Origin of the sequence: Microbacterium sp. (assembly GCF_017305435.1) — a bacterium.
Classification (GTDB): Bacteria; Actinomycetota; Actinomycetes; order Actinomycetales; family Microbacteriaceae; genus Microbacterium.
Window position 1 is genome coordinate 156732 of the sequence record NZ_JAFKIP010000008.1, and the last position, 26474, is coordinate 183205.

Annotated in this window: 21 protein-coding genes; 7 read left to right on the plus strand and 14 right to left on the minus strand. The window is 71.5% G+C overall.

Features of this window, described 5'->3' with window-relative positions; translation table 11 throughout:
• Positions 1-106: 106 nt before the first annotated feature.
• Complete coding sequence (locus J0I43_RS14975; RefSeq protein WP_292865616.1) at positions 107-826, minus strand: helix-turn-helix domain-containing protein; 720 nt, start codon at positions 824-826, stop codon at positions 107-109.
• 115 nt (positions 827-941) lie between these two features.
• Here J0I43_RS14975 and J0I43_RS14980 point away from each other — a divergent pair, with 115 nt between their 5' ends.
• The gene (locus J0I43_RS14980) at positions 942-2813 is read left to right on the plus strand and encodes an FAD-dependent monooxygenase (protein WP_292865619.1); all 1872 of its coding nucleotides are present in this window, start codon (positions 942-944) and stop codon (positions 2811-2813) included.
• Positions 2814-2849: 36 nt separating this feature from the next.
• Here the strand turns inward: J0I43_RS14980 and J0I43_RS14985 are convergent, their stop codons facing one another.
• Entirely contained in the window at positions 2850-4619 is a 1770-nt protein-coding gene (locus tag J0I43_RS14985; protein ID WP_292865622.1) for a Na+/H+ antiporter, read from the minus strand.
• A gap of 104 nt (positions 4620-4723) precedes the next feature.
• On the minus strand, positions 4724-6397 hold the full coding sequence (locus J0I43_RS14990) for a thiamine pyrophosphate-binding protein (RefSeq protein WP_292865625.1): 1674 nt from the start codon (positions 6395-6397) through the stop codon (positions 4724-4726).
• A gap of 185 nt (positions 6398-6582) precedes the next feature.
• Between J0I43_RS14990 and J0I43_RS14995 the strand changes: the two genes are divergently transcribed.
• Positions 6583-7662: a crosslink repair DNA glycosylase YcaQ family protein gene (locus tag J0I43_RS14995; RefSeq protein WP_292865628.1), complete on the plus strand. Its 1080-nt coding sequence runs from the start codon at positions 6583-6585 to the stop codon at positions 7660-7662.
• Between the two features lie 54 nt (positions 7663-7716).
• On the opposite strand, the gene efeB is transcribed toward J0I43_RS14995, so the two are convergent.
• From efeB to efeU, 3 genes are read right to left on the minus strand one after another with little or no spacing between them, the layout of a single operon-like run.
• On the minus strand, positions 7717-9057 hold the full coding sequence (gene efeB / locus J0I43_RS15000) for an iron uptake transporter deferrochelatase/peroxidase subunit (RefSeq protein ID WP_292865631.1): 1341 nt from the start codon (positions 9055-9057) through the stop codon (positions 7717-7719).
• Complete coding sequence (gene efeO, locus J0I43_RS15005; protein WP_292865634.1) at positions 9057-10286, minus strand: iron uptake system protein EfeO; 1230 nt, start codon at positions 10284-10286, stop codon at positions 9057-9059. The genes efeB and efeO overlap by 1 nt, the downstream gene beginning before the upstream one ends.
• On the minus strand, positions 10283-11293 hold the full coding sequence (gene efeU, locus J0I43_RS15010) for an iron uptake transporter permease EfeU (protein ID WP_292865637.1): 1011 nt from the start codon (positions 11291-11293) through the stop codon (positions 10283-10285). The genes efeO and efeU overlap by 4 nt, the downstream gene beginning before the upstream one ends.
• 239 nt (positions 11294-11532) lie before the next feature.
• On the opposite strand from efeU, the gene J0I43_RS15015 reads away from it, so the two are divergent.
• The 3 genes from J0I43_RS15015 to J0I43_RS15025 are packed head-to-tail and all read left to right on the plus strand — an operon-like array spanning position 11533 to position 15260.
• Positions 11533-12975: an aldehyde dehydrogenase family protein gene (locus J0I43_RS15015; RefSeq protein ID WP_292865640.1), complete on the plus strand. Its 1443-nt coding sequence runs from the start codon at positions 11533-11535 to the stop codon at positions 12973-12975.
• Between the two features lie 3 nt (positions 12976-12978).
• Positions 12979-14505, plus strand: coding sequence for a GMC family oxidoreductase (locus J0I43_RS15020; protein WP_292865643.1), 1527 nt, complete (start codon positions 12979-12981; stop codon positions 14503-14505).
• A gap of 8 nt (positions 14506-14513) precedes the next feature.
• A complete protein-coding gene (locus J0I43_RS15025; RefSeq protein ID WP_292865646.1) occupies positions 14514-15260 on the plus strand; it encodes an SDR family NAD(P)-dependent oxidoreductase in 747 nt (248 codons plus the stop codon).
• A gap of 177 nt (positions 15261-15437) precedes the next feature.
• Here the strand turns inward: J0I43_RS15025 and J0I43_RS15030 are convergent, their stop codons facing one another.
• Genes J0I43_RS15030 through J0I43_RS15040 form a run of 3 tightly spaced genes read right to left on the minus strand, consistent with a single transcriptional unit; the run spans position 15438 to position 19463 of the window.
• Positions 15438-17096, minus strand: coding sequence for an amidohydrolase (locus J0I43_RS15030; RefSeq protein WP_292865649.1), 1659 nt, complete (start codon positions 17094-17096; stop codon positions 15438-15440).
• Positions 17097-17098: 2 nt separating this feature from the next.
• Entirely contained in the window at positions 17099-17935 is an 837-nt protein-coding gene (locus J0I43_RS15035; RefSeq protein ID WP_292865652.1) for a molybdenum cofactor biosynthesis F family protein, read from the minus strand.
• Positions 17936-17987: 52 nt separating this feature from the next.
• On the minus strand, positions 17988-19463 hold the full coding sequence (locus J0I43_RS15040; RefSeq protein ID WP_292865655.1) for an APC family permease: 1476 nt from the start codon (positions 19461-19463) through the stop codon (positions 17988-17990).
• Positions 19464-19678: 215 nt separating this feature from the next.
• Here J0I43_RS15040 and J0I43_RS15045 point away from each other — a divergent pair, with 215 nt between their 5' ends.
• Both J0I43_RS15045 and J0I43_RS15050 read left to right on the plus strand, forming a co-directional pair.
• Positions 19679-20428 (plus strand): SDR family oxidoreductase, encoded by a 750-nt coding sequence (locus J0I43_RS15045; protein WP_292865658.1) that lies wholly within the window; start codon positions 19679-19681, stop codon positions 20426-20428.
• Positions 20429-20478: 50 nt separating this feature from the next.
• Entirely contained in the window at positions 20479-21291 is an 813-nt protein-coding gene (locus tag J0I43_RS15050) for an SDR family NAD(P)-dependent oxidoreductase (RefSeq protein WP_292865661.1), read from the plus strand.
• 127 nt (positions 21292-21418) lie between these two features.
• Here J0I43_RS15050 and J0I43_RS15055 read toward each other — a convergent pair whose 3' ends face one another.
• From J0I43_RS15055 to J0I43_RS15075, 5 genes are all read right to left on the minus strand, one after another.
• Complete coding sequence (locus J0I43_RS15055) at positions 21419-22129, minus strand: ABC transporter ATP-binding protein (RefSeq protein WP_292865664.1); 711 nt, start codon at positions 22127-22129, stop codon at positions 21419-21421.
• A complete protein-coding gene (locus J0I43_RS15060) occupies positions 22129-23889 on the minus strand; it encodes an ATP-binding cassette domain-containing protein (RefSeq protein ID WP_292865667.1) in 1761 nt (586 codons plus the stop codon). Before J0I43_RS15060 ends, J0I43_RS15055 begins: the two co-directional genes overlap by 1 nt.
• A complete protein-coding gene (locus tag J0I43_RS15065; protein ID WP_292865670.1) occupies positions 23876-24736 on the minus strand; it encodes a branched-chain amino acid ABC transporter permease in 861 nt (286 codons plus the stop codon). Before J0I43_RS15065 ends, J0I43_RS15060 begins: the two co-directional genes overlap by 14 nt.
• A gap of 106 nt (positions 24737-24842) precedes the next feature.
• Positions 24843-26015 carry an ABC transporter substrate-binding protein gene (locus J0I43_RS15070; protein ID WP_292865673.1) on the minus strand — a complete coding sequence of 391 codons (1173 nt, stop codon included), beginning with the start codon at positions 26013-26015 and terminating at the stop codon, positions 24843-24845.
• Between the two features lie 62 nt (positions 26016-26077).
• Positions 26078-26467, minus strand: a complete 390-nt coding sequence (locus J0I43_RS15075) for a nuclear transport factor 2 family protein (RefSeq protein WP_292865676.1) — start codon at positions 26465-26467, stop codon at positions 26078-26080.
• Between the last annotated feature and the right edge of the window lie 7 nt (positions 26468-26474).

A 26474-nucleotide genomic window follows, 5' to 3' on the forward strand; every position in this document is an offset into this window, starting at 1 on the left:
CGCCGCCGCGCCGACCCGCACCGATCCGCGCCGACGCGCACCGATCCGCGCCGACGCGCACCGATCCGCGCCGATCAGCGCCGATCCGCGGCGCGCTGAGGCTCGGTCAGGACGCCGAGCCGCCCAGCGCGCCGCGGATCGCCGCTGCGGAGAGCTCGAGCCGCGCCGCGAGGGCGGCCGGGTCGGCGTCGGTCCCGACGTGGACGACCGCGATCGCCGCGGGACGATGCGGTCGCTGCGACCCCCGCAGTCGCAGCGGCACCGCGACGGCCTGGACCGTCGGGATCACCTCGTCGTGGCTCGTCGCGTAGCCGCGTTCGCGCGCGTCGTCGATCTGCGCGCGGAGCACCGGTGACGGGTCGACCGGCCATTCCCCTGCGGGGAGGGCCGAGAGGATCGCCTTGCTCGGCGCCCCCACCGTGATCGAGTGACGCGCTCCCGGCCGCTGTGCGACCGACGCGATCGCGTGCCGCGGCTCCACGCTCGCGAGCGTGATGCACTCGTCGCGGTCGAGCACCGCGAGGAAGCACGTCATGCCGAGCTCGTTCGCGACGGCGGTGAGCTCGGGCAGCGCCTCGGCCTGCAGGTCCTGCGACACGCCCGCCGCGAGCGCCGCCATCCGCGCGCCCAGCGCGAGTCGTCCGGCCGCGTCGCGCGAGACGAGGGCATGGTCCTCCAGCGTCCGCAGCAGGCGATAGGCGATCGAGCGGTGCACCCCGAGCTCGGCGGCGAGCTCGTCGATCGTCAGCGGTGCGCGCGCGTCGGCGAGGATCTCGAGGATCCGGATGCCGCGGCTGAGCGTCTGGGAGGCGGGTGCTTGTGCCATGGCATCCCCTTCGTATACGATCTGTTCAATAGTAGAACGGTATGTTCGAATATAGAACACTATCGCTCACGACAGCAACCCTCGACATCGCCGTCCGAGGAAGGAATCGACAACGATGCAGTTCCACCACCACGGATACGTCTCCGCTGACCCGCGCCTCCAGCCCGCCGCCGGAACCGGGATCGACCGACACGTCGAGATCCCCGACGAGGTCGACGTCCTCATCGTCGGGTCGGGACCGGCTGGCATGCTGCTCGCGGCCCAGCTCTCGCAGTACCCCGGCGTCGTGACGCGGATCGTCGAACGGCGCGAGGGGCGCCTCGAGATCGGGCAGGCCGACGGCATCCAGCCACGCAGCGTCGAGACCTTCCAGGCCTTCGGCTTCGCGGAGCGCATCGTCGCCGAGGCGTACAACATCGGCTGGATGAACTTCTGGGGCCCCGACCCCGCCGACCCGAGCCGCATCGTCCGCCGCTCGCGCACCGCCGACTACGCGTACGACATCAGCGAGTTCCCGCACCTCATCGTCAACCAGGCGCGCGTGCTCGACTACTTCGCCGAGGCCGCGGCGCAGGGCCCGGGCCGCATCGTCCCGGACTACGGGGTGGAGTTCCTCGGGCTCACCGTGCCGGCCGACGACGCGCTCCCGGTCGACGTGCGCCTGAAGGATGCCGCGGGCACCGAACGCACCGTCCGCGCCCGCTACGTCGTCGGCTGCGACGGGGCGCGCAGCCGCGTGCGCTCGGAGATCGGGCGCGTGCACGTCGGCGACATCTCGCAGCACGCGTGGGGGGTCATGGACGTGCTCGTCGAGACCGACTTCCCCGACTGGCGCATCAAGTGCGCCATCAACGCGGAGGCGGGGAACATCCTGCACATCCCGCGCGAGGGCGGCTACCTCAGCCGCGTCTACGTCGACCTCGGCGCGGTCGCCGCCGACGACGACCACCGCGTGCGGCAGACGCCGATCGAGGAGATCATCCGGCGCGCGAACGAGATCCTGCACCCGTACACGCTCGACGTGCAGGACGTCGCGTGGCACAGCGTCTACGAGGTCGGGCACCGGGTCACCGACGGCTTCGACGACGCGCACGGCACCGACCGTGCGCCGCGCGTGTTCCTCACCGGCGACGCGTGCCACACCCACAGCGCCAAGGCGGGCCAGGGCATGAACGTCTCGATGCAGGACGGCTTCAACCTCGGATGGAAGCTCGGGTCCGTCGTCACCGGCCTCGCCCCGGCATCCCTCCTGTCGACCTATTCCGCGGAGCGCCGCCCCGTCGCGCAGCAGCTCATCGACTTCGACAAGGAGTGGTCGTCGCTCATGGCGCGCAAGCCCGAGGAGATCAGCGACCCCGAGGACCTCGCCACGTACTACCTCGCGACGGCCGAGTTCCCCTCCGGCTTCATGACGCAGTACGCGGCGGGCGCGGGCGTCGTCGGCGACGGAGCGCACCAGGGGCTCGCGACGGGGTTCCCGATCGGCAAGCGCTTCAAGAGCGCGCCCGTCACCCTCGCGGCGGACGGCAACGTCGTGCACCTCGGCCACCACGCCAAGGCGGACGGCCGGTGGCGGATCTACGCCTTCGCGGATGCCGCGGGCACGGCGCTCGCCGACTTCGCGGCCTGGCTCGGTGAGGCACCCGACTCGCCCGTCGTGCGCCACACTCCCGCTGGTGCCGACGTCGACGCGGTCTTCGATGCGAAGGTCATCTATCCCGGAGGGTATGACGAGATCGACGTGACGCGCGTGCCGGCGATCTTCCGCCCGCGCACGGGCCCGCTGCACCTCACCGATTGGGAGAAGGTCTTCGCCGCCGCGCCGAACCGGTGGAACGAGACCGACATCTACGCCGAGCGCGGGCTGTCACGGGACGGTGTCGTCGTCGTCGTGCGTCCGGACCAGTACGTCGCCGCGGTGCTCCCGCTCGAGGGCACCGACGAGCTGGCGGCGTTCTTCGAGGCGTGGCTGCAGCCGCAGGTCTGAGGCGGGCGGCGGCCGCGGTCTCGCTGCAGGTCGTCGTCAGGCTCCGTCGGCCTGATCCAGACCCCGCAGGCGCAGCTCGTCGATGTCGAGGTGGCCTTCGATCCGCCGGACGACGAGGTCGTCGATCGTGCCCTCACGCCGCAGGCGCTGGAGCACGGCGCGCTTGCGGTCGAGGACGGCCAGCCGCAGCCGCGTCGCCTCCTCGAATCGGGTGATCGGAGAGCGCTGGGTGAGATCGATGCCGTCGCTCGTCGCGATCATCTCGAGCGGCGCGGCAGGGGATGCCGCGACGGCCGGCGCCGCCGTCAGGGCGACCGGGTTCGCCCCGGCCACGGCTCCTGCGGCATCCCCTGAGGTGTCCGGCGCCCCGAGCATGGTCTCGAGCTCGGCGATGGATGCTGCGTCGGCGCGGCTCTGCCGGGCGTAGGCGCGGGCGTTGGCCAGCTCGAGGTACTCGTACGTCTCGCGGCGGGCGCGGTCGCGGACCTCGTTGCTGATGCCGTGCTCGGCGGCGAGGTCGTCCAGGGCGGCGACGGCGGCGCCCGTGATCGTGCGCTGCGCCAGCTCGTACTCGTCGGCCGCGCTCTCGTCGGCGGGCAGGCGCGCCCAACGGACGATCGCGGGGAGCAGCGGGCCCTGCACGAGGAGGCTCAGCAGGATCACGCCGCCCGTGACGAACACGACGATGTCGCGCCCGGTCAGTTCGCCGGGCTCGCCGATCCCTGCGACCGACGCCGGCACCGACAGGGCGATCGCGAGCGAGACCGCGCCGCGGAACCCCGCGAACGTGTTCACGACGCGCCCGCGGTGGTGCCCGAACCGCGGCGCTCCGGACGGCCGTGAGAACGGCGCGAACAGCAGTTGGAACAGATACCGCACGACGATCAGGGCGATCCACGTCGCGATCGTGATGACCACGAGGATGCCGAGCTGCCGCGCCGGCACGTCGTGGACGACGTACTGCACTTCGAGTCCGATGAGGACGAACAGTGCGCCGTTGAGGAGGTACACGCCGAACGGCCATGCCGACAGCGCCTGTCGCCGCGACGTCGCGGTCGTGATGCGCGCGTGCGACCACGCGACGATGAGGCCGGCGAACACGACCGCGAGCACGCCGGAGGCGCCGATGATCTCCGCGAGGAGGAACGCGACGAACGGCACGAGCAGCAGCGTCGTGTTGATGACGAGCGCGTGGTGTGCGCGGCGCAGGAGGACATAGGCGAGCGCGGCGACGGCGATTCCGGCGGCGGCTCCGCCCAGGTAGGAGACGGCGATCATCCCGGTGATCGACCATCCCGTGACGTTCTCGCCGAGGGCGAGCGAGAGGGCGATCGCGTAGAGCACGAGCGCCGTGCCGTCGTTCGTCAGGCTCTCCGCCTTGAGCTTCATGAACATGCGCTCGGGGAGCAGGCGCCCGAGGGCGGCGACGGCCGTGGCATCCGGCGGGGCGACGGCGGCACCGAGGAGGAGCGCCGTGTGGAAGGGCACGCCGAAGAGGGTCGCGATCCACGCGACCGCGAACGCCGAAGCGACGACGAGGAGCGTCGACATCGGCACGATGTAGCGCAGCGAGCGGCGCACCGCGCGCAGCGACGTCGTGAGGCTCTCCCAGAAGAGCATGACCGGCAGGAAGAGGAGCAGCACGGTCTCGGGCGGCAGCTGGATGTCGCGCAGCGCCGGGACGAATCCGAGCAGCAGCCCGATCACGACGAGCACGAGGGGCGTCGCAATCCGCAGGCGCGGGGCGAGCGCCGTCCCGACCAGGATCGCGATTCCCAGCAGTACCGTGACCTCGAGTCCTGCCATGGCATCCCCTCCCGTTCGCACTCAGTGTGCGCTCAGGGTTCAGCGCCGCGCCAGCCTCCGGCATTCCCGACGGCGGGAAGCAAGGGCCGCCGGCAGACGGGTCGTCAGGAGTTCACGCGGATGATCTCCTGCTGGTACGGCGCGATGACGTCGCCGGAGATGCGGCAGTCGAGGAGGAGGAACGGGCGATCGGATGCCGCGGTGGCGGCCCATTCCGCGAGCGCGTCGAGATCGGCCAGCGTCCGCACGACGACCCCGCGGGCGCCGACCGAGGCGGCGAGCCCCGCGAAGTCGACCTCGGGGATCAGCATCGGTGCGCGGGCGAGGCCCTGCAGGCCGTACAGGTTGACCTCGGCGCCGTAGGCCGCGTCGTTCCAGACGACCGCGAGTCCGCGGCCGCCTGCGACGCGCACCGCGGACTCGAGGTCGGCGAGGGCCATGAGCCCGCCGCCGTCGCCCGTCGAGAGGACGATCGTGGCCTCCGGTTTGGCGAGCGCGGCGCCGGGCACCGACGGGAAGCCGAGACCGATCGACTGGTAGGCCGTTCCGACCATCATCATGCGGTCGGGGGCGGCGACCGGCCAGTACATGTTCGCCCAGCCGAGGAAGTGGCCGCCGTCCGTTACGACGACGCGGTCGCGGGTCGAGGCATCCGACTCCAGGAGTTCGCCGATGCGCACCGCGACCGAGCGCGGGTCGAGCCGCCCGTCGGGGGCGAGGGCGTCGCCGGGCTCGCGGGCGCGGAGCGTGGCGACGTGCGCGGCGCTCACCCAGCGCTCGCGCGGCTCGTGGTCGGCGAGGCGGTCGAGCACCGCCTCCGCGACGACCCGCGCATCGCCGCGGATGAAGCCGCCCACGTGCGGGTGGGTCGCCGCCGGGGCGATGTCGACCTGCACGACGCGCGTGCCGGGCGAGAAGAGTGCGCCGAACCGCATCGTGAACTGGTTGAGGCCGGCGCCGAACACGACGGCGACGTCGGCGGTCCCGATGAGCTCCATCGCGGCCTCGGCGCCGAAGCCGCCGGTGACCCCGAGGTCGAAGTCCCCGCGCGGGAAGATTCCGCGCCCGAGCGCCGTCGTCGCCGTGAGGGCGCCCGTCGCATCCGCGAGGCGGCCGAGCGCGTCGCCGGCGCCCGCGAGCCACGCCCCGCGGCCGGCGAGGAGGACCGGACGCCGAGCGGATGCCAGGGCGCGCGCGAGCTCGTCGACTGCCGCGGCGGCGAACGGCGACGTTGGGGCGAGCGGGCCGGGCAGGTGCGGGTCGGGCAGCTGCGCGGCATCCGGAACCTCGCCCGCGTCGAGCTTGGCGACGTCGTACGGGATCGCGAGCACCGTGGGCACGCGGTAGGAGAGAGCGTGCTCGATCGCGATGACGGTCGTCGCCGCGGCATCCGCCCGCCCGACCGTGTACGTGCGTGCGCCGACGGCGGAGGCGAGGGCGATCTGATCGACGTCCCAGGGGCGCGGGCCCGACGTCGGCTCATCGCCGACGACGAGGATGAGCGGCACGTGCGCCTGCACCGCCTCGGCGAGGGCGGTCAGGGTGTTGGTGAAGCCCGCGCCGTAGGTCGCGGTCGCGGCGGCGATGCTGCCCGACGCGCGAAAGTACGCGTCGGCGGCGACGACCCCGCCCGCCTCGTGCCGCATGGCGGTGTAGTGCACGTCGGTGGAACGCTCGAGCGCGTCGAGGAAGTGGGCGTTGCCGTTGCCCATGACGCCGAAGACGTGGTCGATGTGGCGGGCGAGGGTCTGGGCGACGTGCGCGGAGACGGTGGGCATGGGACTCCTCGGAGGCGAGAACGGTATGGGATGCCGTATATGTCTCGCGTGCCCCTTTTTCGAGCACCGGTGCGCGTCGTCGCGGCGCCGGACGATTCGATTATAGACGTCGAGGGAATCGCCCTCACGGCGCTGGCGGGTGCGGTGCCGAGAGCGATGTCGGCGGGGCGGGCCATGATGGGGGGATGGACGTCGCCGAGCTCCGTACGGCGCGACTGCGCGCCCATCGCCTGACGTCCCCCGCCGCGAGCATCGCCGAGGCCGCCGCGCACATGCTCGCCGTTCAGGCGCAGGAGTTCTCGGGCGGGCGTTGGGCCCTCGGGGCACGGACGACCGGTGCGGCGACGCTGTCCGACGTCGACGCGGCCTTCGATGCGGGAACGCTCGTGCGCACCTGGACGCAGCGCGGCACGATCCATATCGTGCCCGCAGCCGATCTCGCCTGGGTGCTCCGGGTCACCTCAGATCGTCAGCAGCGCGCCGTGCCGGCGCGGCTGCGCGAACTCGGCATCGACGACGAACTGCTCGCCCGCGCCGAGCGGGTCGCCCGCGCGGCGCTGCGCGGTGGTGCGCGGCTCACCCGCGCCGAGCTGTTCGCCGTGTGGGATGCCGCGGGCATCGATCCGAGCGCCCAGCGCGGAGTGCACGTTCTGCGCATGCTGTCGCTGCGGTCGGTGCTCGTGCACGGACCGATCGTCCCCCGAGACGACGGCGCGCCGACCCGGCAGCAGTACATCGTGCTCGCGAACGAGTGGATCACGTCGTCCGTCGCACCCGCGGACCCGGTGGCCGAGTTCTTCGCGCGCTACGTCGACGGTCATGGCCCCGCGACGGCGGAAGATTTCGCCTGGTGGTCCGGTCTGCCGCTCGGAGCGGCGCGGCGCGCGGCCGCGGCTGCCGGCGAACTCTGCGACGACCTCGTCGACCTCGGCGAAGGGCTCTTTCAGTCGCGGCACCTCCCCGCCGCCGATCCGGACACCGCCCGGCTTCTCGCGCTGCCCTCGTTCGAGGAGTACTACCTGTCCTACCGCGACCGGGCGTCCGGCATGCCGGCCGAAGTAGCTCGCGCGGTCGGCCCGGGTGCGAACGGCATGGTGCGGCCGATCCTCGTCGCCGCCGGCGAGATCGTCGGCGTCTGGACGCACTCGCTCGCCGTCGGACGCCACGACGGCGACCCCGCGCCCGCGCTCCTCGTCCCCGGTGCGGCGTCGGATGCCGAGATCGCGGCCGCGCTCGAGAGGTACCACCACTTCATCACGGGCTGAGCCCGCGACATCCTGGACCCGGCGCTGTGCCGCACGTGCCCACGGGCGCCGGGTTCAGACGAACAGCCCGGCGCCGACGTACGACCCCGCGGCAGCCCCCGGCGGGACGGCCCAGAGCCCCGAGCCGATGTGCGTCAAGTACTCGTTCATGAGGTCGGTCGACAGCGCCTTCTGCAGCCCGACGAACTGCGCGGGCGAGCGCTGATAGGAGAGGAAGAACAGCCCGGCATCCAGCCGGCCGAGGCCCGTGTTGCCGTCGACGTAGTTGTAGCCGCGACGGAGGATCCGCACGCCGTCGTTGAGGTCGGGGTGCGCGAGGCGCACGTGGCTGTGCGCGTCGATGGCCGTCGCGCCCGTCGCGGCCGGACCCGCCGCCGCCGAGGACGCCGCGAAATCGGGCGCTGTCGTCTCGACCCCGCCCGACAGCGGCGCACCCTGACCCTTGTCGCGGCCGATGATGCGCTCCTGTTCGGCGAGGCGCACGCGGTCCCACACCTCGATGTGCATCGCGATCTTCCGCGCCACGAGGTACGAACCGCCCGCCATCCACGCCGGCTCGTCGCCGGCGCCGACCCAGACGTGCTCGTCCAGCGCGGCGGTGTCGTCGGCGAGGATATTCGCGGTGCCGTCCTTGAAGCCGAACAGGTTCCGCGGCGTCGCCTGGTCCGCCGTCGTCTTGGAGGTCTTGCCGAATCCGAGCTGCGACCAGCGCAGCGTCGCCCGCCCGAACGCGATGCGGCTGAGGTTGCGGACGGCGTGCACGGCCACCTGGGGGTCGTCGGCGCAGGCCTGGACGAACAGGTCGCCGCCGGAGCCCAGCGGGTCGAGGTCGTCGCCGAGGAACGGGGGGAGCTTCTCCAGCTGTGGGGGACGCTGCGCGGCGATGCCGTAGCGGTCGACGCCGTCCTCCGTCTGGAAGAGCGTCGGACCGAAACCGATCGTGATGGTCAGCCCGTTCGCCGCGAGCCCGAGCGCTTCGCCCGTGTCGTCGGGCGGAGCCTCCGGCGACCCGCCGACCGCGCCCGTCGCGCTGACGTCGAGCCCCTGCGACATACGCGCCGCGGCATACGACCAGTCCTGCAGCAGCTCGATGAGATCCTCGCGGGTCGCCCGGGCCCCCATGTCGAACGATGCGAAGTGCAGATGATCCTGCACGGGCGTCGTGATGCCCGCCTGATGCGCGCCGAAGAACGGGTAGACGGATGCCGCGGCATGCGCCGCGCGGCTCCGACCGACGGCGACCCCCGCGGTCGCCCCGGCGCCCGCGCCGAGTGCGAGGCCCGCCGCGCCGACCCCGGCCGCGAGGCCGAGGAGACCGCGGCGGCTGAGGCCGGGCGTGGGTGCGGGCGATTCCTCCGCGGGGGCCGCGCCTGCGGCATCCGTCTCGTTCGTCATCACTCCAGGATGGTGGATGTCAGCTGGGAGAGCGGCTCGGCGAGCGCGTTGATGAGGTCGGTGAACTCGCGCTTGTCGGCCTCGGTCAGCTGGCTGTAGTTCACGAACCCGGCCGTGAGCGAGCCGTGCGCAGCGAGCGACGCGTCGAGGTCGTCGTAGCCCTGCTGGATCTTCGTCACGAGCGCGGCGCCCTTGTCGCCGGAGGAGGTGGCGAAGTCCTGCACGAGCGAGAACGCCATCTTCGAGCCTTCGACGTTCGCGGCGAAGTCGTACAGGTCGGTGCCGCTCCACCAGTCCTCCTCGCCGGAGATCTTGCCGGTGGCGACCTCGTCGAGCAGGCCGATCGCACCGTTGGAGATGCCGCCGATGCCCTGCGCGTCGAGCGCGTCGAGGAAGTCCTGCGAGTGGACGTAGGTGTTGAGCTCGGCGACGTCCGCGACGAGCTGGTCGGCGTAGGCCTGACGCTCGGCCGGCGTCGACGGCTGCCAGTCCTTCCACGCGGGGGTCTCGCCGTCGGCGTTCAGGGCGTCCTGCGCGGGAACCCAGAGGTCCTTCTCGATGCGGTGGAAGCCCGTCCAGTCGAGGCCTTCGGCGACGGCATCCACTTCGCGGTAGTCGATGCGCGGGTCGAGGTCGCCGAGCGACTCCGCGACCGGCTCGATGCGCTCGTAGAAGGCGCGGGTCGTCGGGAAGAGCTGCTTCGCGGTGGCGTCGTCGCCCGATGCGTACGCGGTCGTGAAGGCGTCGACGGCGGGCACGAGCTGCTCGACCTGGTCCTTGACGAACGCGGCGTAGAGGTCGACGGCCTTCTGCTTCTGCTCGGCGTCGTCGCCGGTCGCGGCGATCTTCTCGCCCGAGACCGAGAACGCGGCCTTGCCGACGCCCTCACCGACCATGCCGGGCTTGCAGAGCGTGTAGTAGTCGCCCGGCTGAGCGACGACGGTGAGGCTGCGCGACGCGCCGGGGGCGATGTTCTCGACCTCGCCGACGATACGCAGGCCGTCGTCGGCGAGCAGGTAGAACTCGCTCACGTCCGATCCCGAGTTCGTCACGTCGAAGGTCAGGGTGCCGCTCGTCGCGGCCGCGGTCGACACGTCGCAGGCGCTGTCGGTCGACGAGACGGTGAGCGCGCCGGATGCCGCGGCATCCGTCTTCGCGACGCATCCCGCGAGGGCGAGGGCGGAAAGGCCCACGGCCGCAACGGCGGCCAGGGTGCGGGAACGGTTCATGATGCTCCTTGCGGATTCGGTGCGGAGAGTCCGGAAGGCGAGGTCGCCTGACGGTCGTCGGGCGTCGGCGCCGCGGGCGCCGGGGTGGAAGACGCCGGGCTGGAAGGCGCCGGGGTCGAGGTGTCGGAGGACGTCGCCGGGCGGCGTCGGAGCCCGCGCACGAAGATCGTGCCGACGACGGCGAGGTACAGGACCCAGGCGACGACCTGCAACCAGGTCATCTGCGGCATGAAGCCGACCGTCGCCTGGAGGAGGGCGGCGAGAGGCGAGGTCGGCGGGATCGCCCCTCGCACATCGAACGCCCAGCCGAACGGGAAGGCCGCCCAGCCGGTCGCGACGGCACCCGTGGCATCCACCGGCGCTGCCGCCGTGAAGGGGCCGGGGAGCGCGCCCGCCTCCTGCAGGTCGTGGATTGCGTAGGCGAGCACGCCCGCCGCGACCACCACGAGGAACGCGCCCGTCCACGCGAAGAAGACGCGGAGGTCCACCTTCACCATGCCGCGCGCGAGGAGCCACCCCAGGAGGACGGCCGCGGCGAGACCGAGGAGCGCACCGAGCAGAGTCGACGGCGTGTCCCCGAAGGACTGCACCATCGACCACAGCAGCAGCGTCGTCTCGATGCCCTCGCGGGCCACCGAGATGAACCCGATCGCGACGATCGCCCATGCGCCGCCGGCGGACAGGGCACGATCGACCTCGCCCTCGAGCGTGCGCTTCATCGTGCGCGCCGTCTTCTGCATCCAGAAGATCATCCAGGTCACCATCGCGACGGTGAGGAGCGACAGGATGCCGCCGAGCAGCTCCTGCGCCTCGAAGGTCAGGGCATATGCGCCGAACGTGAGGATCGCGCCGATGCCGAGCGCGAGGGCGATCGCGAGCGAGATGCCGATCCACAAGCGGGGGAGGACGTCGCGGCGGCCGACCCGGGTGAGGTAGGCGACGAGGATGCCGACGACGAGGGCGGCTTCGAGACCTTCGCGGAGGCCGATCAGGAAAGTGGCGAGCACGGCGTGGGATTTCGGGAGAAGAGTTAGGTAAGGGGAGCCTTACCAGCGCATTGAGAGTACACCCGTGCGTCCGCCCCTTCCAACACGCGCATGCCGGCCGGCGCCGGGGTCATCCGTCGGGGCATCCGTTCGCACTGAGGCAATTCCCGCGCACGATGCGACAATCCGCCGCCGTGCCGCGTCCGCACAATGAGATCACCGGCCGCACCGCCGCTCGCCGCTCTGTGAAGGAGACACCGATGTCCGACTCCCCGACCGTTCTCGATGAGACGACTCTCCTCGACCGGGTCACCGCGCCCGAGGGCGAAGGCCGTGAGATCCTCGACGCCGCCACGCGCGAGGTCATCGGCCGCGCGCCGGTGCAGAGCGAGGACGAGCTCGACGCCGCCGTCGCGCGGGCCAAGGCGGCCCAGCCGGGCTGGGATGCCCTCGGTCACGAGAAGCGCTCGCAGCTGCTCGTCGCCGCAGCGGACGCGATCGACGCGCACGCGGAGGCACTCGCGCGCATCCTCTCCCGCGAGCAGGGCAAGCCCCTCAACGGCCCGAACGCCCGCTTCGAGGTGGGTGCGTGCTCGGCATGGCTGCGGGCCAACGCGGCGACCGTCCTCGACCCGCAGGTGCTCGTCGACGACGAGAACCTGCACGCCGAGCTCGTCTACAAGGCGGCCGGCGTCGTCGGCGCGATCAGCCCGTGGAACTGGCCGATGATGATCTCGATCTGGCAGATCGGGCCGTCCCTGCGCATGGGCAACACCGTCGTCATCAAGCCCTCGAGCAACACGCCGCTGAGCGTGCTCGCGCTCGTCGCGGTCATGAACGAGGTGCTGCCGGCCGACGTCCTCATCTCGATCGCGGGACCGGGAGCCATCGGCGGGCGCCTCGCCGCGCACCCCGACGTCGCGAAGGTCATGTTCACCGGCTCGACGGAGGTGGGGCGTCAGATCATCGAGAGCTCGGCGGGCAATCTCGCGCGGCTCACGCTGGAGCTCGGCGGCAACGACGCGGGCATCGTCCTGCCCGGCACCGACGTGACGCAGATCGCCCAGGACCTCTTCTGGGGCGCGTTCATCAACACGGGTCAGACGTGCGCCGCGCTCAAGCGCCTCTACGTGCACGACTCCGTCTACGACGACGTCGTCGCTGCGCTCGCCGAGATCGCGGAGCAGACGCCGATGGGGCCGGGGCTCGACGAGGCCAACGTCCTCGGTCCGGTGCAGAACAAGAGCCAGTTCGACATCATCGCGCACCTCGTCGAGGACGCGAAGGCCCGTGGCGGTCGCGTCGTCACGGGCGGCGAGGCCGCGCCGGAGCTCGGCGAGCTCTTCTACCGGCCGACGATCGTCGCCGACGTGACGGACGGCATCGCGCTCGTCGACGAGGAGCAGTTCGGCCCCGTCCTCCCCGTCATCCGCTACACCGATGTCGACGACGCGTTCGCACGCGCCAACGCCGCGGACGTGGGTCTGGGCGCATCGGTGTGGTCGAGCGACCCCGCCGAGGCGGCGTCCTACGCGACGCGGATGCAGTCCGGCACCGTCTGGGTCAACTCGCACGGCGGGCTCCACCCGATGGTCCCCTTCGGGGGTGTGAAGGGCTCCGGCTACGGCCTGGAGTTCGGCGTCGAGGGCCTCAAGGCCGCGGCCGTCCCGCAGGTCGTCTCGACCCCCGGCCGGAAGGGCTGAGCGATGACGAGCGCGATCGTCGTCGGGGCGGGTTCGTCCGGCTGCGTCGTCGCACGGCGACTGGTGGATGCCGGGGTGACCGTCACCCTCTTCGAAGCCGGCGGTGAGGACACCAACCCCGCGATCCACGACCCCATGCGGATGGGCGAGCTGTGGCACAGCGCGGACGACTGGGACTACCGCACCGTGCCGCAGGAGCACGCCGCGAACCGACGGCTGCATCTGCCGCGCGGGAAGGTGCTGGGCGGATCGCACGCGCTCAACGCGATGATCTGGGTGCGCTGCGCTCCACAGGACTTCGACCACTGGGTGTCGCTCGGCAACGTCGGGTGGGCGTGGGAGGACGTCCTTCCGGTCTACCGCGACATCGAGACGTTCTCGGGGGGCGCCTCCGAGCTGCACGGCGACAGCGGCATCCTGCCCGTCACCGACGACTACGCGCTCTCGCCGATCCAGCAGTCGATCATCGACGCGGGCGTCGAGGAGGGCCTCGAGCACAACGCCGACTACAACGGCGATCACCTCGACGGCATCTCGCAGCAGCAGATCACCGTGCGCGGAGGGCGGCGGGCGAACACGTGGACCGAGTACCTGAAGCCCGTGCGCGACCGACTGGACATCGAGACCGGATGCCACGTGCACTCGGTGATCGTCGAGGGCGGCCGCGCCGTCGGCATCCGGTACCGCCAGGGCGGTGCCGACCTCGAGGCGCGCGCCGATGTCGTCGTGCTGAGCGCGGGCGCGCTGGACTCCCCGGCGATCCTGCTGCGATCGGGCATCGGTCCGGCGGCCGACCTCGACGCGCTCGGGATCGATGTCGTCCGCGACGCGCCGGATGTGGGTCGCCATCTGCACGACCACCTGCTGTCGCCCGTCATCTTCACGACGACCGCGAAGCCCGTCGGCGCGCCGACGCCCGGGGTGTCGGTGACACAGACGCACCTGTTCTGGAAGTCGCTGCCCGAGCTCGAGGTGCCGGACACGCAGCCGATCAACTTCTCGGTCCCGATGTACGGCGAGAACCTCGAGCCGGTGTCGGACGACGGCTTCTCGCTGATGGCGGGGATCGTCACGCCGAAGAGCCGCGGCACGCTGACTCTCAGCGGCCCGGGGCTCGACGATCCGATCCAGATCGATCTGCAGGCGCTCGCCGACCCCGACGACGTCCGTTCGCTCGTGGCATCCGTGCGCCAGTGCCGTTCGATCGGACGCCGCCCGGCCCTCGCCGAGGAGTGGGGCGCCGTCGAGGTGTACCCCGGTCCCGACGTGTCCGACGATGATCTCGAGGACCACGTGCGCCGCACCGTCGCGACCTACCACCACCAGGTCGGCACGTGCCGGATGGGCGTCGACGACGAGGCCGTGGTCGACCCCCGCCTGCGGGTGCACGGCATCGACGGCCTCCGCGTCGTCGACGCGTCGATCATGCCGCGCATCACGACGGGCAACACCAATGCGCCGGCGGTGCTCATCGGCGAGCAGGGTGCGCGCTTCCTGCTCGAGGACCTCGGCGTGTCCGCGTCGGTGTGAGTGCCCCCGTGAGTGCCTTCCGACCGGGCCTGTATGCCGGCAAGGTCGCGGTCGTCACGGGCGGGACGTCCGGGATCGGCGCCGCCGTCGCGATCGTGCTCGCCGAGCTGGGCGCGACCGTCCATGCGGTGGGGCTCGGGGTGGAGCGCGGCGTGGAGCGCGCGCAGTTCCCGTCCGAGCTCGCGATCACGGTGGACGAGCTGGATGTCACCGACGATGCGGCAATGACCGCGCTGTTCGCCGGTCTCGATCGGCTGGACGTGTTCGTGCCCGCGGCGGGCATCAGCCTGGGGGAGCGCGAACTGGAGTGGGACTCGTTCCAACGGGTGGTGCAGATCCAGCTGCTCGCGGTGTACCGCGGCATCCAACTGGCTCGCCCGCTCCTGGCCCGCGCGCACGGCTCCGTCGTCACCATCGCGTCGATGTACGCGACGTTCGGGGGTGGGGAGATCGCCGCCTACTCGGCCGCCAAGGGCGGGATCGTGCAACTCACGAAGTCGCTCGCCGAGGTGTATGCCGCAGACGGCATCCGCGTCAACTCCGTCGCGCCGGGGTGGATCGACACACCGCTCCTGGAAGCGCTCAAGAACGATCCCCGTATCCACGAGAGGCTCCTCTCGCGCACGCCGCTCGGACGCTACGGCGACCCGCGCGAGGTGGGCGAGGCGGTCGCATTCCTGGCGTCGGATGCCGCGGCGTTCGTCACCGGAGCGGTCCTGCCCGTCGACGGCGGCTACCTCGTCGTCGGCATCTGATCCCGCGACGGAGGGGGGTGAGGATGCGCCCCCTCGCGCGTCTGCAAAGAGCATGTCCCAGAAGTGGTCGTTTGGAGCGCCCTGAACCAGCTGTAAGTGGGACGAGGTCTGCCCCGAGTGGGACGACGCCCGCCGTAAGTGGGACGACGGGTGGGGAGGACGGGCGAGGAGGGGGCCTCAGCTCTCGTCGGCGCGGTAGACGACTCGGCCGGCGAACCACGTCTCGAGCACCCGACCGTCGATGATCTCGTCGGGGGAGCCGGCGATCACGTCGCGATCGAGGACGACGAAGTCCGCGGACTTGCCGACGGCGATGCTGCCGGTCTCGGCATCCAGCCCCATCGCCCGCGCCGCGTTCACGGTGAATGCCTCGAGGGCCTCCTCCGCGGCGATCGCCTGCTCGAGCCACAGGGTGCCCGCGGCACGGCGCAGCGGGTCGGCGCGCGTGACGAGACCCTGGATGCCCTCGAGCGGGTTCGGGGACTCGCTGACCGGCCAGTCCGAGCCGCCAGCGACGAGCCCGCCGGTGTCGATGATCGCGCGGTTGGGCTGGGAGTGCCCCGCGCGGTCGTCGCCGAGTGCGTCGGCGAGGGCCTGCGGGATGACGCCCGGGAACCAGATGAACGGCGAGATGTCGGCGGCGACGCCGAGCTGCGCGAGGCGAGGGATGTCCTCGCTCGCGAGGAACTGGCCGTGCGCGATCTGGAACCTCGCATCGGCGAACCCCTCGCCCCGCAGCCGCTCGACCGTGTCGAGCAGCAGCCGCGCCGACCCGTCGCCCGTGCAGTGCACCTTGGCGCCGAGTCCTCGCTCGGCGACGGCGCGCAGCCACGTGTACAGCTCGTCGCCGCTCATCGTCGTCGTACCGCGGAAGTGCGCGCCGTGCGCCTCGTCGGGAACGTACGGATCGAGGAACAGCGCCGTCCGCGCCGGCGGCACCCCGTCGAGGAAGATCTTCACGAAGTCGGGGCGGTGATGCGTCGTGCGGAAGCGCTCGCCCAGCTCGACGAGCGGCTGTCCGACCGGTTCGAACCCGAAGATCTCATCGTTGATCGTCAGACTCGACACGACCCAGGCGTCGAGCTCCCCGTCCTCGTCGAGCCCGTGCAGGGCGGCCAGGATCTCCGCCGACACGGCGGCGTCCTGGAAGGCGGTCACGCCGAAGCCGTTCAGCAGCTCGACGCCCCGGGCGCTCGCGCGGCGGTGCTGGTCGGCCGTGAGCGCGCCTTCGCGCGCCTGCGCATGCGCCACGGGGATGCCGGCGGCTTCGAGCAGGACGCCCGTCGGCTCGCCGTCCTCGGGGTCGAGGAGCGTCACACCCTCGGCGGGGAGCGTCGCGGCGGAGATCCCGGCGAGCTCGAGCGCGCGCGAGTTCGCCCAGCGGTTGTGGTGGCTGTCGTCGGAGAGGACGACGGGGCGGCCGCCGGATGCCTCGTCCAGTCGACGCCGTATGGCGGATGAGTTCAGCTCGTCCATGAGCGTGCTCGCCCAGGAGCCGCCCGTCACCCAGGCATCCGCCGGCAGTCCGGCGGCGTGCGCGCGCACACGCTCGAGGATCTCGTCCAGCCCGAGCGCGGTGCCGAACGACAGTTCGTACAGGTCGGTGATCCCCGCGATCGCATGGTGGTTGTGCACGTCGACGAACCCCGGATACAGCGCCGCGCCGCCGAGGTCGTGCACCGCCGTACCCGCTCCGCGGTGGGCGGCGAGCACGTCGGCCGCGGCGCCGACGGCGATGATGCGCCCGCCGGTGACGGCGACCGCCTCGGCGAGGGGCCGGGCGCGATCGGCCGTGCGGACGACCCCTCCGACGAAGACGACGTCGGCATCCGCCATGGTCAGCGCTCCAGCGCCCGCGACGGGTCGAACTCGGCCGGGTGGACCGTGTTCGAGAGCAGACGCCCGTGGGCGCCGAAGGTGAAGTGCGTCGGCGTCGCCGCGGCACCGTCGCCTTCGCCGAACAGCACGCCGTGCGAGCGCAGTGCGCGCTGATCGCGGTGGTCGGCGATCGTCACGGATCCGCAGGGGATCACCTTCTCGCGCCACGTGAAGACGTAGATGCCCGGGCGCACGCGCCAGACGGTGTTCTCGTCGGTGTCGGCGAGACCCTGCTCGGGACCGGCGAGGCACTGCCAGGTGTACCAGTGCGGCGACAGGTAGACGTGCTCGTACGCGTGCTCGCTCGAGTACACCCAGAGCACGCGACGTCCGATGAGCTCGCTCGTCGGGGCGGGCGCGTCGCCGTGCTGCTCGAGCTCCTCGATGCGCGAGACGCCGAACAGGTGCTGCACGGCGACGTGCTCCGAGGTCTTCTCGCCGAGGACGCTCAGGACGGCGAGGGCGTAGCCGCTGCGGAGGTCGAGGATGAGCGAGACGGCCTCGTTCGGCAGGTAGTCGTGGTGGAACTGCGCGTAGTACAGGTCGTCGTCGACGCGGAAGACCTCGCACGCATCCGTCTGCGCGGCGGCCGCGGTGGGGTCGGATGCCCCGGGCCGGTAGTCCCACGCGACCGCACCGGCCGAGAAGGTGTGCGCGATGCGGGTGCCGCGATCGTCGACGAGGGTGAAGGTGCGGCCGTCGAGATCGCCGGTCACCTCCGCCTTGGAGGCGTCGAAGCCGGGTGCGAGGCCGTCCAGCGGCAGCCAGGTGGACGTGTCGGACAGGTTGACGGTCATGGGGTCTCCTTCGGAGGGGCGGATGCGGGGGCGGGGCGCGACGCGACCGGCGTCAGACGTTGGGCTCGGGGATGTGGGCCGCGCCGCCGTCGTGCGAGACGTGCACGTTGAACTTCTCGATGTCGGTGGCGAGCGCGTCGTACACGGCGGGCTTGGACCGCTTGAGGTAGGCGGCGTAGATGACACCGACGACGGCGGCGACGACGAGCAGGAGCGGCAGCATCAGGATCGCGGGTTCCTCCGAGCCCGCGACGATGTTGAAGTTGAACACGGCGAGAAGGACGATCGACAACAGGCCGAGGAAGCCGATGCCCGGTGCGACCAGCGTGCTCCACAGTCGCGGATCGCGCCGGCGCCGGAACCACACGATGATGGAAGCGGCCGCGAGCACCTGCAGGATGAGGACGGAGAGGGTGCCGAAGCCGAGCATCGCGGGGACGAGGGTCACGATCGGGACGAGCCCGGCGAGGGCGAACGCCAGGGCGACGAGTGCCGCGAAGATCGCCTGCACCGCTCCGGCGACGGCGGGGGCGCCGTTGGACCGCGTGCGGGCGAGGACCGCGGGCAGGATGCGCGCACGGCCGAGCGAGTACAGATAGCGGGTGGCGGAGTTGTGGAACGCGAGCATCGCCGCGAACAGGCTCACCAGCAGCAGGATCTGCATCACGATCGTCATACCGGAGCCGAGGTAGGTCTCGGCGAGCGAGAAGATCAGGTCGCCGTTCGCGAGGTGGTCGACGGCGGTCTGCTGGGCCTGCGCCACGCCCGTGGCGCTGACGACCGCCCACGTCGTGACGCCGAAGATCACGCCGATCGCGATGATCGAGGTGTAGGTCGCGCGGGGGATCGTCTTCAGCGGGTTGCGCGCCTCCTCGCTGAACAGCGCCGTCGCCTCGAAACCGAGGAATCCGGTCGCCGCCAGCAGCAGACCGATGGGAAGCGAGCCGGAGAAGATCGCGGCGGGGCTGAACGCGGAGATGTCGTATCCGGTCTTCAGCAGCACCGACACGTCGAAGACGACGAGGATCAGCACCTCGAGCACGAGCGAGACACCGAGCACCTTCGAGGAGAAATCGACTCCCGTGCGGGCCATCACGAAGCACACGATGATCGACAGCAGCCCCCACACGTACCAGTGCAGGTCGAAGCCGGTGAGCTCGGCGATGATCGTCTGCATGAAGAAGCCGCTCGTGCCGATCGTGCCGACGACGAAGAAGTTGTAGCCGAGCGTCGCGATGAGCCCCGCGATGAGTCCGCCGGTGCGGCCGAGCCCCTTCACCACGAAGGCGTAGAACCCGCCCGCGTTGACGAGCTGCTTCGACATCTGCGCATATCCGACGGCGAACAGCAGAAGGATGATCGCGACGATGAAGAAGGATGCCGGGGTGCCGCCACCGTTGCCGAGTGCGATCGCGAGCGAGGCCACCACGACGATGCCCGTGAGCGGCGCGACCGCGGCGAGGACGAGGAACACGATCCCCGCCACCCCCAGTGCGCCGCGCCGGAGCGCGTTCTGCTGATCTGACATCGTGGTGGCTCCTTCGCCGAGGTCGGGTTCGACCGGGAGTGCCCGCGTCCGCGGCACCGGACGCGGGCGCGCCCTGCACAGATTGTGCGCCGCACGCCGACGCCGCAGTTGGCGTACGGCGCACAACGGTGTTTCCGGAGCGCAGACCGCGGCATCCGCCCGGCGTCTGCGCGGCAGGATGACGGCGAGGGCGAAGACGCCCGGGAGGACGAGCGATGGATCTGCAGATCGCGGGACGAGTGGCGCTGATCACGGGTGCGGCGGGCGGCGTCGGCCGAGCCGTCGCGGAAGCCTTGGGCGACGAGGGTGCCGCTCTCGCGCTCCTCGATCGCGCGGCGCCGCGAGCGCTCGCCGACGACCTTCGCGCCCGCGGGGTCGATGCGCACGCGTTCGCCGCCGATGCGACCGACGACGCGCAGGCCGCGGCCGCCGTGGACGCGGCCGTCACGCGCTTCGGCGGCATCGACCTCGTGGCCGGATGCGCCGGCATCTCCGGCCCCGTCGGCACCCGGCTCGAGGACACCCTCCCGGACCAGTGGGACGAGGTCTTCGCCGTCAACGTACGCGGGTCCTATCTGCTGCTGCGGCACACGCTGCCGCTGCTGCGTGGGCGCGCACGTGCGGCTGTCGTGCTCGTGGCGAGCGATTCCGCCCTCGTCGCGTCGGGCGGCATGGCGCCGTACTGCGCCTCGAAGGCTGCTGTCGTCCAGCTGGCGCGTGCCGCGTCGGTGGAGAACCCTGGGGTGCGCATCAACGCGATCTGTCCCTCGATCATCGACACCCCGATGAGCCGCGGGGACCTCGAGCTCGCGGACGGCTTCGACGAGGTCGCCTACCCCGTGCAGAGCGCGGCGGAGGTGGCATCCACCGTCGCCTATCTGCTGTCACCGCGCGCTCGCCCCGTCGACGCGGCGGCGCTCGTCAGCGACTTCGGCTACACGGCTCGCAGCGGATTCCCCGCGTAGCGACGACCGCGGCTCGGACGCGGGCACAGATCCTCAGGAAAGGAACGACCATGGGATACGCAGGCAGCACCGTGGCAGGGAAGGTCGTCGTCGTCACCGGCGGGGGCACGGGCATCGGGGCGGCGATCGCCGAGCGGTTCGCCGCGGAAGGGGCGCACGTCGTCGTCGTCGGCCGCCGCGGAGGGCCGCTCGACGAGGTCGCCGCGGCCGTCGGTGCCGTGCCGCTCGTCGCCGATGCGGCGGATGCCGCGGACGCGCGCGGCGTCGTCGACGAGGTCCTCACCCGGTTCGGCCGGCTGGACGTGCTCGTCAACAACGCCGGCGGGCACGGTTTCGCCCCCGTCGGCGAGACCGACGACGAGGGGTGGGCGGCATCCTTGCGCGCGAACCTCACGACGGCGTTCACGATGTCGCGCGAGGCGCTGCCGCCGCTCATCGAGGCGAAGGGGCAGATCGTCGTGATCTCCTCGCTCGCCGGGCTGTTCGCGGGGCCGTCGGTGGCCGGCTACACGGTCGGCAAGCACGCCCTGATCGGGCTCACCAAGACGCTCGCCCGTGACTACGGGCGGCACGGCGTGCGCGTGAACGCGGTGTGCCCGGGCTGGGTCCAGACGCCGATGGCGGATGCCGAGATGGACGAGTTCTCGGCGCACGCTGGCCTCGACGGGCGCGAGACCGCGTATGCGACGGTCACGGCGGACGTGCCGCTGCGCCGGGCGGCTGCGCCGTCCGAGATCGCGTCGATCGTGCGCTTCCTCGGGTCGGGGGAGTCGTCGTACATGACGGGTTCCGTCCTCGTCGCCGACGGCGGCGCGCACATCGTCGACCTCCCGACGACGGCGTTCGAGCACGCCGGCATGTGAGCGCCGAGCACGAACTCCGCAGTTCGTCACGTACTCCGCACCGCGCATGGCATGTCGGTGCGGAGTACGTGCGATTCTGCGGAGTTCGTGGGCGGGTGTGCCCAGCCGGCCGGACGGCCGGACGGCCTCAGGCCGCGGCGCCGCCGAGGTAGGCGCGGCGCAGCAGCTCGGGATCGGCCTCGAGGCGCGCGGCGGGCCCCTGGTACGCCACCCGGCCGCCGGCGACGACGAGCGCTTCGCCCGCGAGCCCCAGCGCGAGGTGCGTGAACTGCTCGACGAGGAGCACGCCGACGCCGGATTCCGCGAGGGTGCGGATGAGGGGGAACAGGCGCGTGAAGACGACCGGGGCGAGGCCCAGCGACATCTCGTCGACGAGGAGGAACGCGGGGCGCGCCGCGAAGGCGCGCGCGAGCACGACCATCTGCTGCTCGCCGCCGGAGAGCAGCGCCGTCGGCGCGTCGATGCGCTTCTCGAGCTCGGGGAAGTGCGCGAGCGCCTCCTCGATCTCCGGCTCGGTGCGCGCCGTGAGGGACAGGTTCTCCCGCACGGTCAACGACGGGAAGACGGCACGGCCCTGCTCGATGTGGACGATGCCCGCCCGCGCCCGGTTCACCCGCGACCACGTGGAGATCGGGGTGTCGCCGAGCAGGATCGACCCGGTCGCGTGCGGCGTGACACCCGAGATCGCCTCGATGAGGCTCGTCTTGCCGGCGCCGTTCGGGCCGACGAGCGCGGTCACCTCTCCGCGGCGCACGGTCAGGCTCACGCCCGAGATCACGGGGCCTGCGCCCCGGTTGACGCTCACGTCGTCGAGGGTCAGCGTGTTCGCGGCATCCATCACAGCAGCTCCGTCTCGCCCATGTAGGCCTTGATCACGGCGGGGTTCTCGAGCACCTCGGCCTGCGGACCGGACGCGAGCACGCGCCCGAAGTCGAGGACCGTGAGTCGCGGGCAGACCGAGCGGACGAGGTCGAGGTCGTGCTCGATGATCACGACCGAGATCCCGAAGCGCTCCGGCAGCTCGCGGATGCGCATCGCGAGGGCGAGGTGCTCTTCGTGGGAGAGTCCCGCGGCCGGTTCGTCGAGGACGAGCAGTCTCGGGCGCGCGAGCACGTTCGCGGCGACCTCGACGAGCCGGCGCGTGCCGACGTCGACGCTCGTGAGTCGCGTCGCGGCCGGCGGGCATCCGAAGAACGCGAGCGTCTTCTCGACATCCACGCGATCGACCCGGCGGCGTGCGACGAAGCGCACGTACCCGCCGACCGTGAGCGACGGCGGAACGCGATCCTGCTGGAACGTGCGTCGCAGGCCGTGACGGGCGCGACGCGTCGGCGACATGCCGGCGAGGTCCTGGCCGGCCACGAGCACGCGCCCGCCGTGCCGGGGGAGGAAACCGCTGATCGCGTCGACGAACGTCGACTTGCCCGCGCCGTTCGGACCGATGAGACCCATGATCGACCCCGCCGGCACCTCCAGCGAGACGTCGTCGAGGGCCTTCAGCGCGCCGAACTGGACGGTCAGCCCCTCGACGACCAGCACCGGCGCGCCGGTCGCCTCGGCGGGGTCGAGCGTCGCGACGGTGGTCGTCGTGATGCGGGGCCCGGTCGGGGCGACGTCGGTATCGTCGACGGCCGGGGGCGGCGTCGGGCGCTGCCGCCGATACCAGAGGTTGCGCAGGCCCTGGCCGAGGTTCGTGCCGCTCGTGAGCGCCTGCACGCCAAGGATGCCGAAGATCACGAACGCCCAGTCCTGCGGCACCCCCCAGCGCTTGAGGAGCTCGGGCACGAGCACCCAGAGGAACCCGCCGAAGATCGCCATGTCGATGAGATAGGCGCCCGACATGATCGCCAGCACGTACAGCGCGAGCGATTGCAGTGGCGTGAAGCTCGACGCGAACGGCAGCTGCACCTGACCGGCGATGAGGCCGCCCGAGATGCCGCCGAGTGCGGCGCTCACCGCGAAGGCTGTGAGCTTCGCGCCGGCGACGCTCTGCCCGACCGACGCCGTGCCGCGCTCGGAGAATGCGACGGCCTTCCAGCTCGCGCCCCAGCGGCCGCGCTGCAGCCAGAACACGAGGAGCGCGCAGAGGGCGAGCACGATGATCGTGAAGAAGAAGTACGACCGGTCGCTCTGGAACATGCTCGGTCGGTCGACGGGGGTGCCGTCCGCAGAGCCGGGGAACTGGATCTGCACGAGCGTGACGTCCGCCGCGGCGGCGAAGCCGAGGGTCACGACGGCGAGGTTCACGCCGCGCAGCCGCAGGGCCGGCAGGCCCACGAGTACGCCGGCGAGTCCGGCGCCGAGGCCGCCCAGGACGAGCCAGAGGACGAATCCGCCGGGGGCCTGGATGTAGCTGAGGCCCGCGACGATCCACGCCCCGATCGCGGCGAAGGTGAGCTGGCAGAGGGCGATCATCCCGGCCGAGCCCGTGACGACGCCGAGCCCGAGGATCGCGATCGCGGCGGTCACGGCGCTCACCGCGAGGAAGACGAAATAGCTGTCGAGGCCCACGCTCAGTGCGAAGCCGACGGCGATGCCGACGGCCGCGACGGCGAGCGGCCACGTGAGACGGAACCAGGGGCGGTCAGCGAGCGGCATCCCACACCTCCTTGCGCTGCGTCCACAGCAGCAGGACGACGATGAACAGGAACGGCAGGAAGTTGCGCACGAGCGCGACCTGGTCGATCTGGGCGACGAGCCCGCCGAGGAGGCCGAGCGCCAAGCCGCCGACGACCGTGAGGTCGAGGCGGGAGAAACCGCCGAGCAGCGAGGCCGCGGCGGCGGGGATGATGAGCATCGACAGGCTCGTCGCGTCGTTGGACTGCGAGGGCGCGACGATCACGATGACGATCGCGCTGATCACGCCCGTGACGAACCACACTGCGATGGACAGCGGCCGAGAACGGATGCCGAGCAGCTCCGCCGTCGTCGGGCGCTCCGAGAGCGCCCGCAGCTGAGTGCCGATGCGGGTGCGGGTCAGCACGAGTCGCGCACCGACGGCGACGACGATCGCCATGACGACCGTCGCGACGGTGACCTGGCTGACGACGACGCCGCCGAGGGTGAACGCCGGGCCGCCGATGAGCGGGGCGAACGGCTGCGGCTTGTTGCCGAAGAGGATGAAGGAGAGCGAGATGAGGAGCAGGAGCGGGCCGACCGTCATCGCGGAGCGGGTGGTCGTGGATGCCTCGGACAGCCACGTCGCGGCGATCCAGCCGATCGCGGCCGACAGCAACCCCCCGAGGACGACGCCGAGCGTGGCCGCCAGCCACACCGGCATCCCGGCGGAGGTCACGAGCCACACGGCGCAGAAGCCGCCGAACATACCCGTCGCGGCCTGGGAGAAGTTGACGACGCGCACGAGGCGAGACATCAGGGTGAGGCAGACGCCGAGGACGGCGTAGAGGCCGCCGGCGGCGAGGCCGGCGATGGCGCCTTCGATCATTTCGCTCCTTCGGGCGAGGGGAGGGTGGGGTGGCCTGCGCACCTGCACACCGGTGTGCGGGCCACCCCGATGTGCAGGTGCGCGGCAGGTGCCGCTCAGGCGGGGATCAGGGGATCCGCAGCCAGTCGTCGGCGATCTTCTCCCACGCGTGGGTGCCGCTCTTCAGGACGATCGGCCAACCTGCCGTCGGGATCGTGCCGAAGGTGTACGGGTCGCCGACCATGGGGTTCTCGATCGGGTCCATCGCCTTGATGGCCTTGGACACCGACTCGCGCGTGACATCCCCATCGACCTTCTTCAGCGCCTCGATGAAGTAGGTCGCGGCGAGGAACCCGCCCTGGCTGAAGGAGGTCAGCGGGATGTTGTTCTTCGTCATGAGGTCGCGCCACTCCTTGTTGATGTCGCTGTCCTCGGTGAACGGGTAGAACTCGGCGGGAACGTAGATGCCGGCACCGGCGTCGTCGATCGCCTTCGCGAAGTTCTCGCTGTAGACGCTCGTGAGGTACAGCCACGTCACGTCGTTCCAGCCCTGCGCGTTCGCGGCCTTGACCTGACCGATCGCGTCGGGTTCGACGGGGTTGATCGCGAGCGCCTTGCAGCCCTGCTGACGGGCCTTCACGATGTACGGCGTGTAGTCCGAGGCGCCGTAGGGCACGGTGTCATCGATGTACAGCGGCTTCTTGCCGGTGATCTCGGTCCACTTGTCGATCGCGGCCTGGTAGGCGGGGCGGGTGGAGCCGGCGATCTCGAGCAGCACGCAGATGTCGTCGAGCTTCAGCTCCTCCGAGCCGTACAGGAGCGTCAGCGTGAGGTCGTTGAACGGCCCGACGTTGGCCGGCGAGATCGTGTCGGTGTTGTCGAAGCAGCCCGTGTCGACGCCGACTCCGGGGATGGAGAGGATGCCCTCCTGTGCGTAGTACTTGGCGTTGAGGTCGCACTCGATGAGGCTCGCGGAGCCGACCATCGCGACGGCGCCGTCGCTGCCGACGATCTCGCGGGCGCTCGCGGTCGCGGTCGCCGGGTCGCCCTTGTCGTCGAGCGCCTTGTACGAGATCTTGCGGCCGTTGAGGCCGCCCGCCTCGTTGAACGCGTCGAAGACGGCGGCAGCCGCCTGGGATGCCTCGGGGAACGTCGCTGCGCCGCTGATGGTGTTGACCGAGCCGACGACGATGTCGCCTCCGCCCCCGCTGCCGCTGTCGCCGCCCGACCCGGCGCAGCCGGAGAGCGCGAGCGCGGCGGCGACGGCGAACGCCGCGGCCGGGATGATCTTTCGCTGCATGGTGTCCTGCCTCTCTTGGTGCCGCATGGTGCGGCGTCTCGGGTGCCGGTTCTCGGCGTGCGTCATCCGCGCACGGCGCGGTTGACGAGTTCGGTGTCGGTGAACTGCTCGAAGGCGACGACGCGACCGCTCTCGAGTCGCCACACGTGCGCGACCCGGGCGGCGAAGAAGCGCCCGGTGCCGCGATGGGTGCCGGAGTACGTCCCGATCCCGACGACGACATCGCCGCCGTCGACGATCTCGTCGATCGACAGGGTGTAGCCGTCCCAGTCGTCCTGCAGGCGGGAGAACACGCCCGCGACGACGGCTTCCGCTCCGACGTAGGTGCCCGCGTAGGGGAAGCCCGCCGCTTCGGTCCATCGGACGGCGGGGTCCAGATCGGCGATCATGCCGTCGACGTCGCCGCGGTCGGACGCGTCGTAGTGGCGGCGGATGATGTCTGCGTGGCTCATGAGGGAT

Bases quoted from the DNA above. Each gene is read 5' to 3' on its own strand.
- J0I43_RS14975 (WP_292865616.1), bottom strand. From the start codon at position 826: ATGGCACAAGCACCCGCCTCCCAGACGCTCAGCCGCGGCATCCGGATC.
- J0I43_RS14980 (WP_292865619.1), top strand. From the start codon at position 942: ATGCAGTTCCACCACCACGGATACGTCTCCGCTGACCCGCGCCTCCAG.
- J0I43_RS14985 (WP_292865622.1), bottom strand. From the start codon at position 4,619: ATGGCAGGACTCGAGGTCACGGTACTGCTGGGAATCGCGATCCTGGTC.
- J0I43_RS14990 (WP_292865625.1), bottom strand. From the start codon at position 6,397: ATGCCCACCGTCTCCGCGCACGTCGCCCAGACCCTCGCCCGCCACATC.
- J0I43_RS14995 (WP_292865628.1), top strand. From the start codon at position 6,583: ATGGACGTCGCCGAGCTCCGTACGGCGCGACTGCGCGCCCATCGCCTG.
- efeB (WP_292865631.1), bottom strand. From the start codon at position 9,057: ATGACGAACGAGACGGATGCCGCAGGCGCGGCCCCCGCGGAGGAATCG.
- efeO (WP_292865634.1), bottom strand. From the start codon at position 10,286: ATGAACCGTTCCCGCACCCTGGCCGCCGTTGCGGCCGTGGGCCTTTCC.
- J0I43_RS15015 (WP_292865640.1), top strand. From the start codon at position 11,533: ATGTCCGACTCCCCGACCGTTCTCGATGAGACGACTCTCCTCGACCGG.
- J0I43_RS15020 (WP_292865643.1), top strand. From the start codon at position 12,979: ATGACGAGCGCGATCGTCGTCGGGGCGGGTTCGTCCGGCTGCGTCGTC.
- J0I43_RS15030 (WP_292865649.1), bottom strand. From the start codon at position 17,096: ATGGCGGATGCCGACGTCGTCTTCGTCGGAGGGGTCGTCCGCACGGCC.
- J0I43_RS15035 (WP_292865652.1), bottom strand. From the start codon at position 17,935: ATGACCGTCAACCTGTCCGACACGTCCACCTGGCTGCCGCTGGACGGC.
- J0I43_RS15040 (WP_292865655.1), bottom strand. From the start codon at position 19,463: ATGTCAGATCAGCAGAACGCGCTCCGGCGCGGCGCACTGGGGGTGGCG.
- J0I43_RS15045 (WP_292865658.1), top strand. From the start codon at position 19,679: ATGGATCTGCAGATCGCGGGACGAGTGGCGCTGATCACGGGTGCGGCG.
- J0I43_RS15050 (WP_292865661.1), top strand. From the start codon at position 20,479: ATGGGATACGCAGGCAGCACCGTGGCAGGGAAGGTCGTCGTCGTCACC.
- J0I43_RS15055 (WP_292865664.1), bottom strand. From the start codon at position 22,129: ATGGATGCCGCGAACACGCTGACCCTCGACGACGTGAGCGTCAACCGG.
- J0I43_RS15060 (WP_292865667.1), bottom strand. From the start codon at position 23,889: ATGCCGCTCGCTGACCGCCCCTGGTTCCGTCTCACGTGGCCGCTCGCC.
- J0I43_RS15065 (WP_292865670.1), bottom strand. From the start codon at position 24,736: ATGATCGAAGGCGCCATCGCCGGCCTCGCCGCCGGCGGCCTCTACGCC.
- J0I43_RS15070 (WP_292865673.1), bottom strand. From the start codon at position 26,015: ATGCAGCGAAAGATCATCCCGGCCGCGGCGTTCGCCGTCGCCGCCGCG.
- J0I43_RS15075 (WP_292865676.1), bottom strand. From the start codon at position 26,467: ATGAGCCACGCAGACATCATCCGCCGCCACTACGACGCGTCCGACCGC.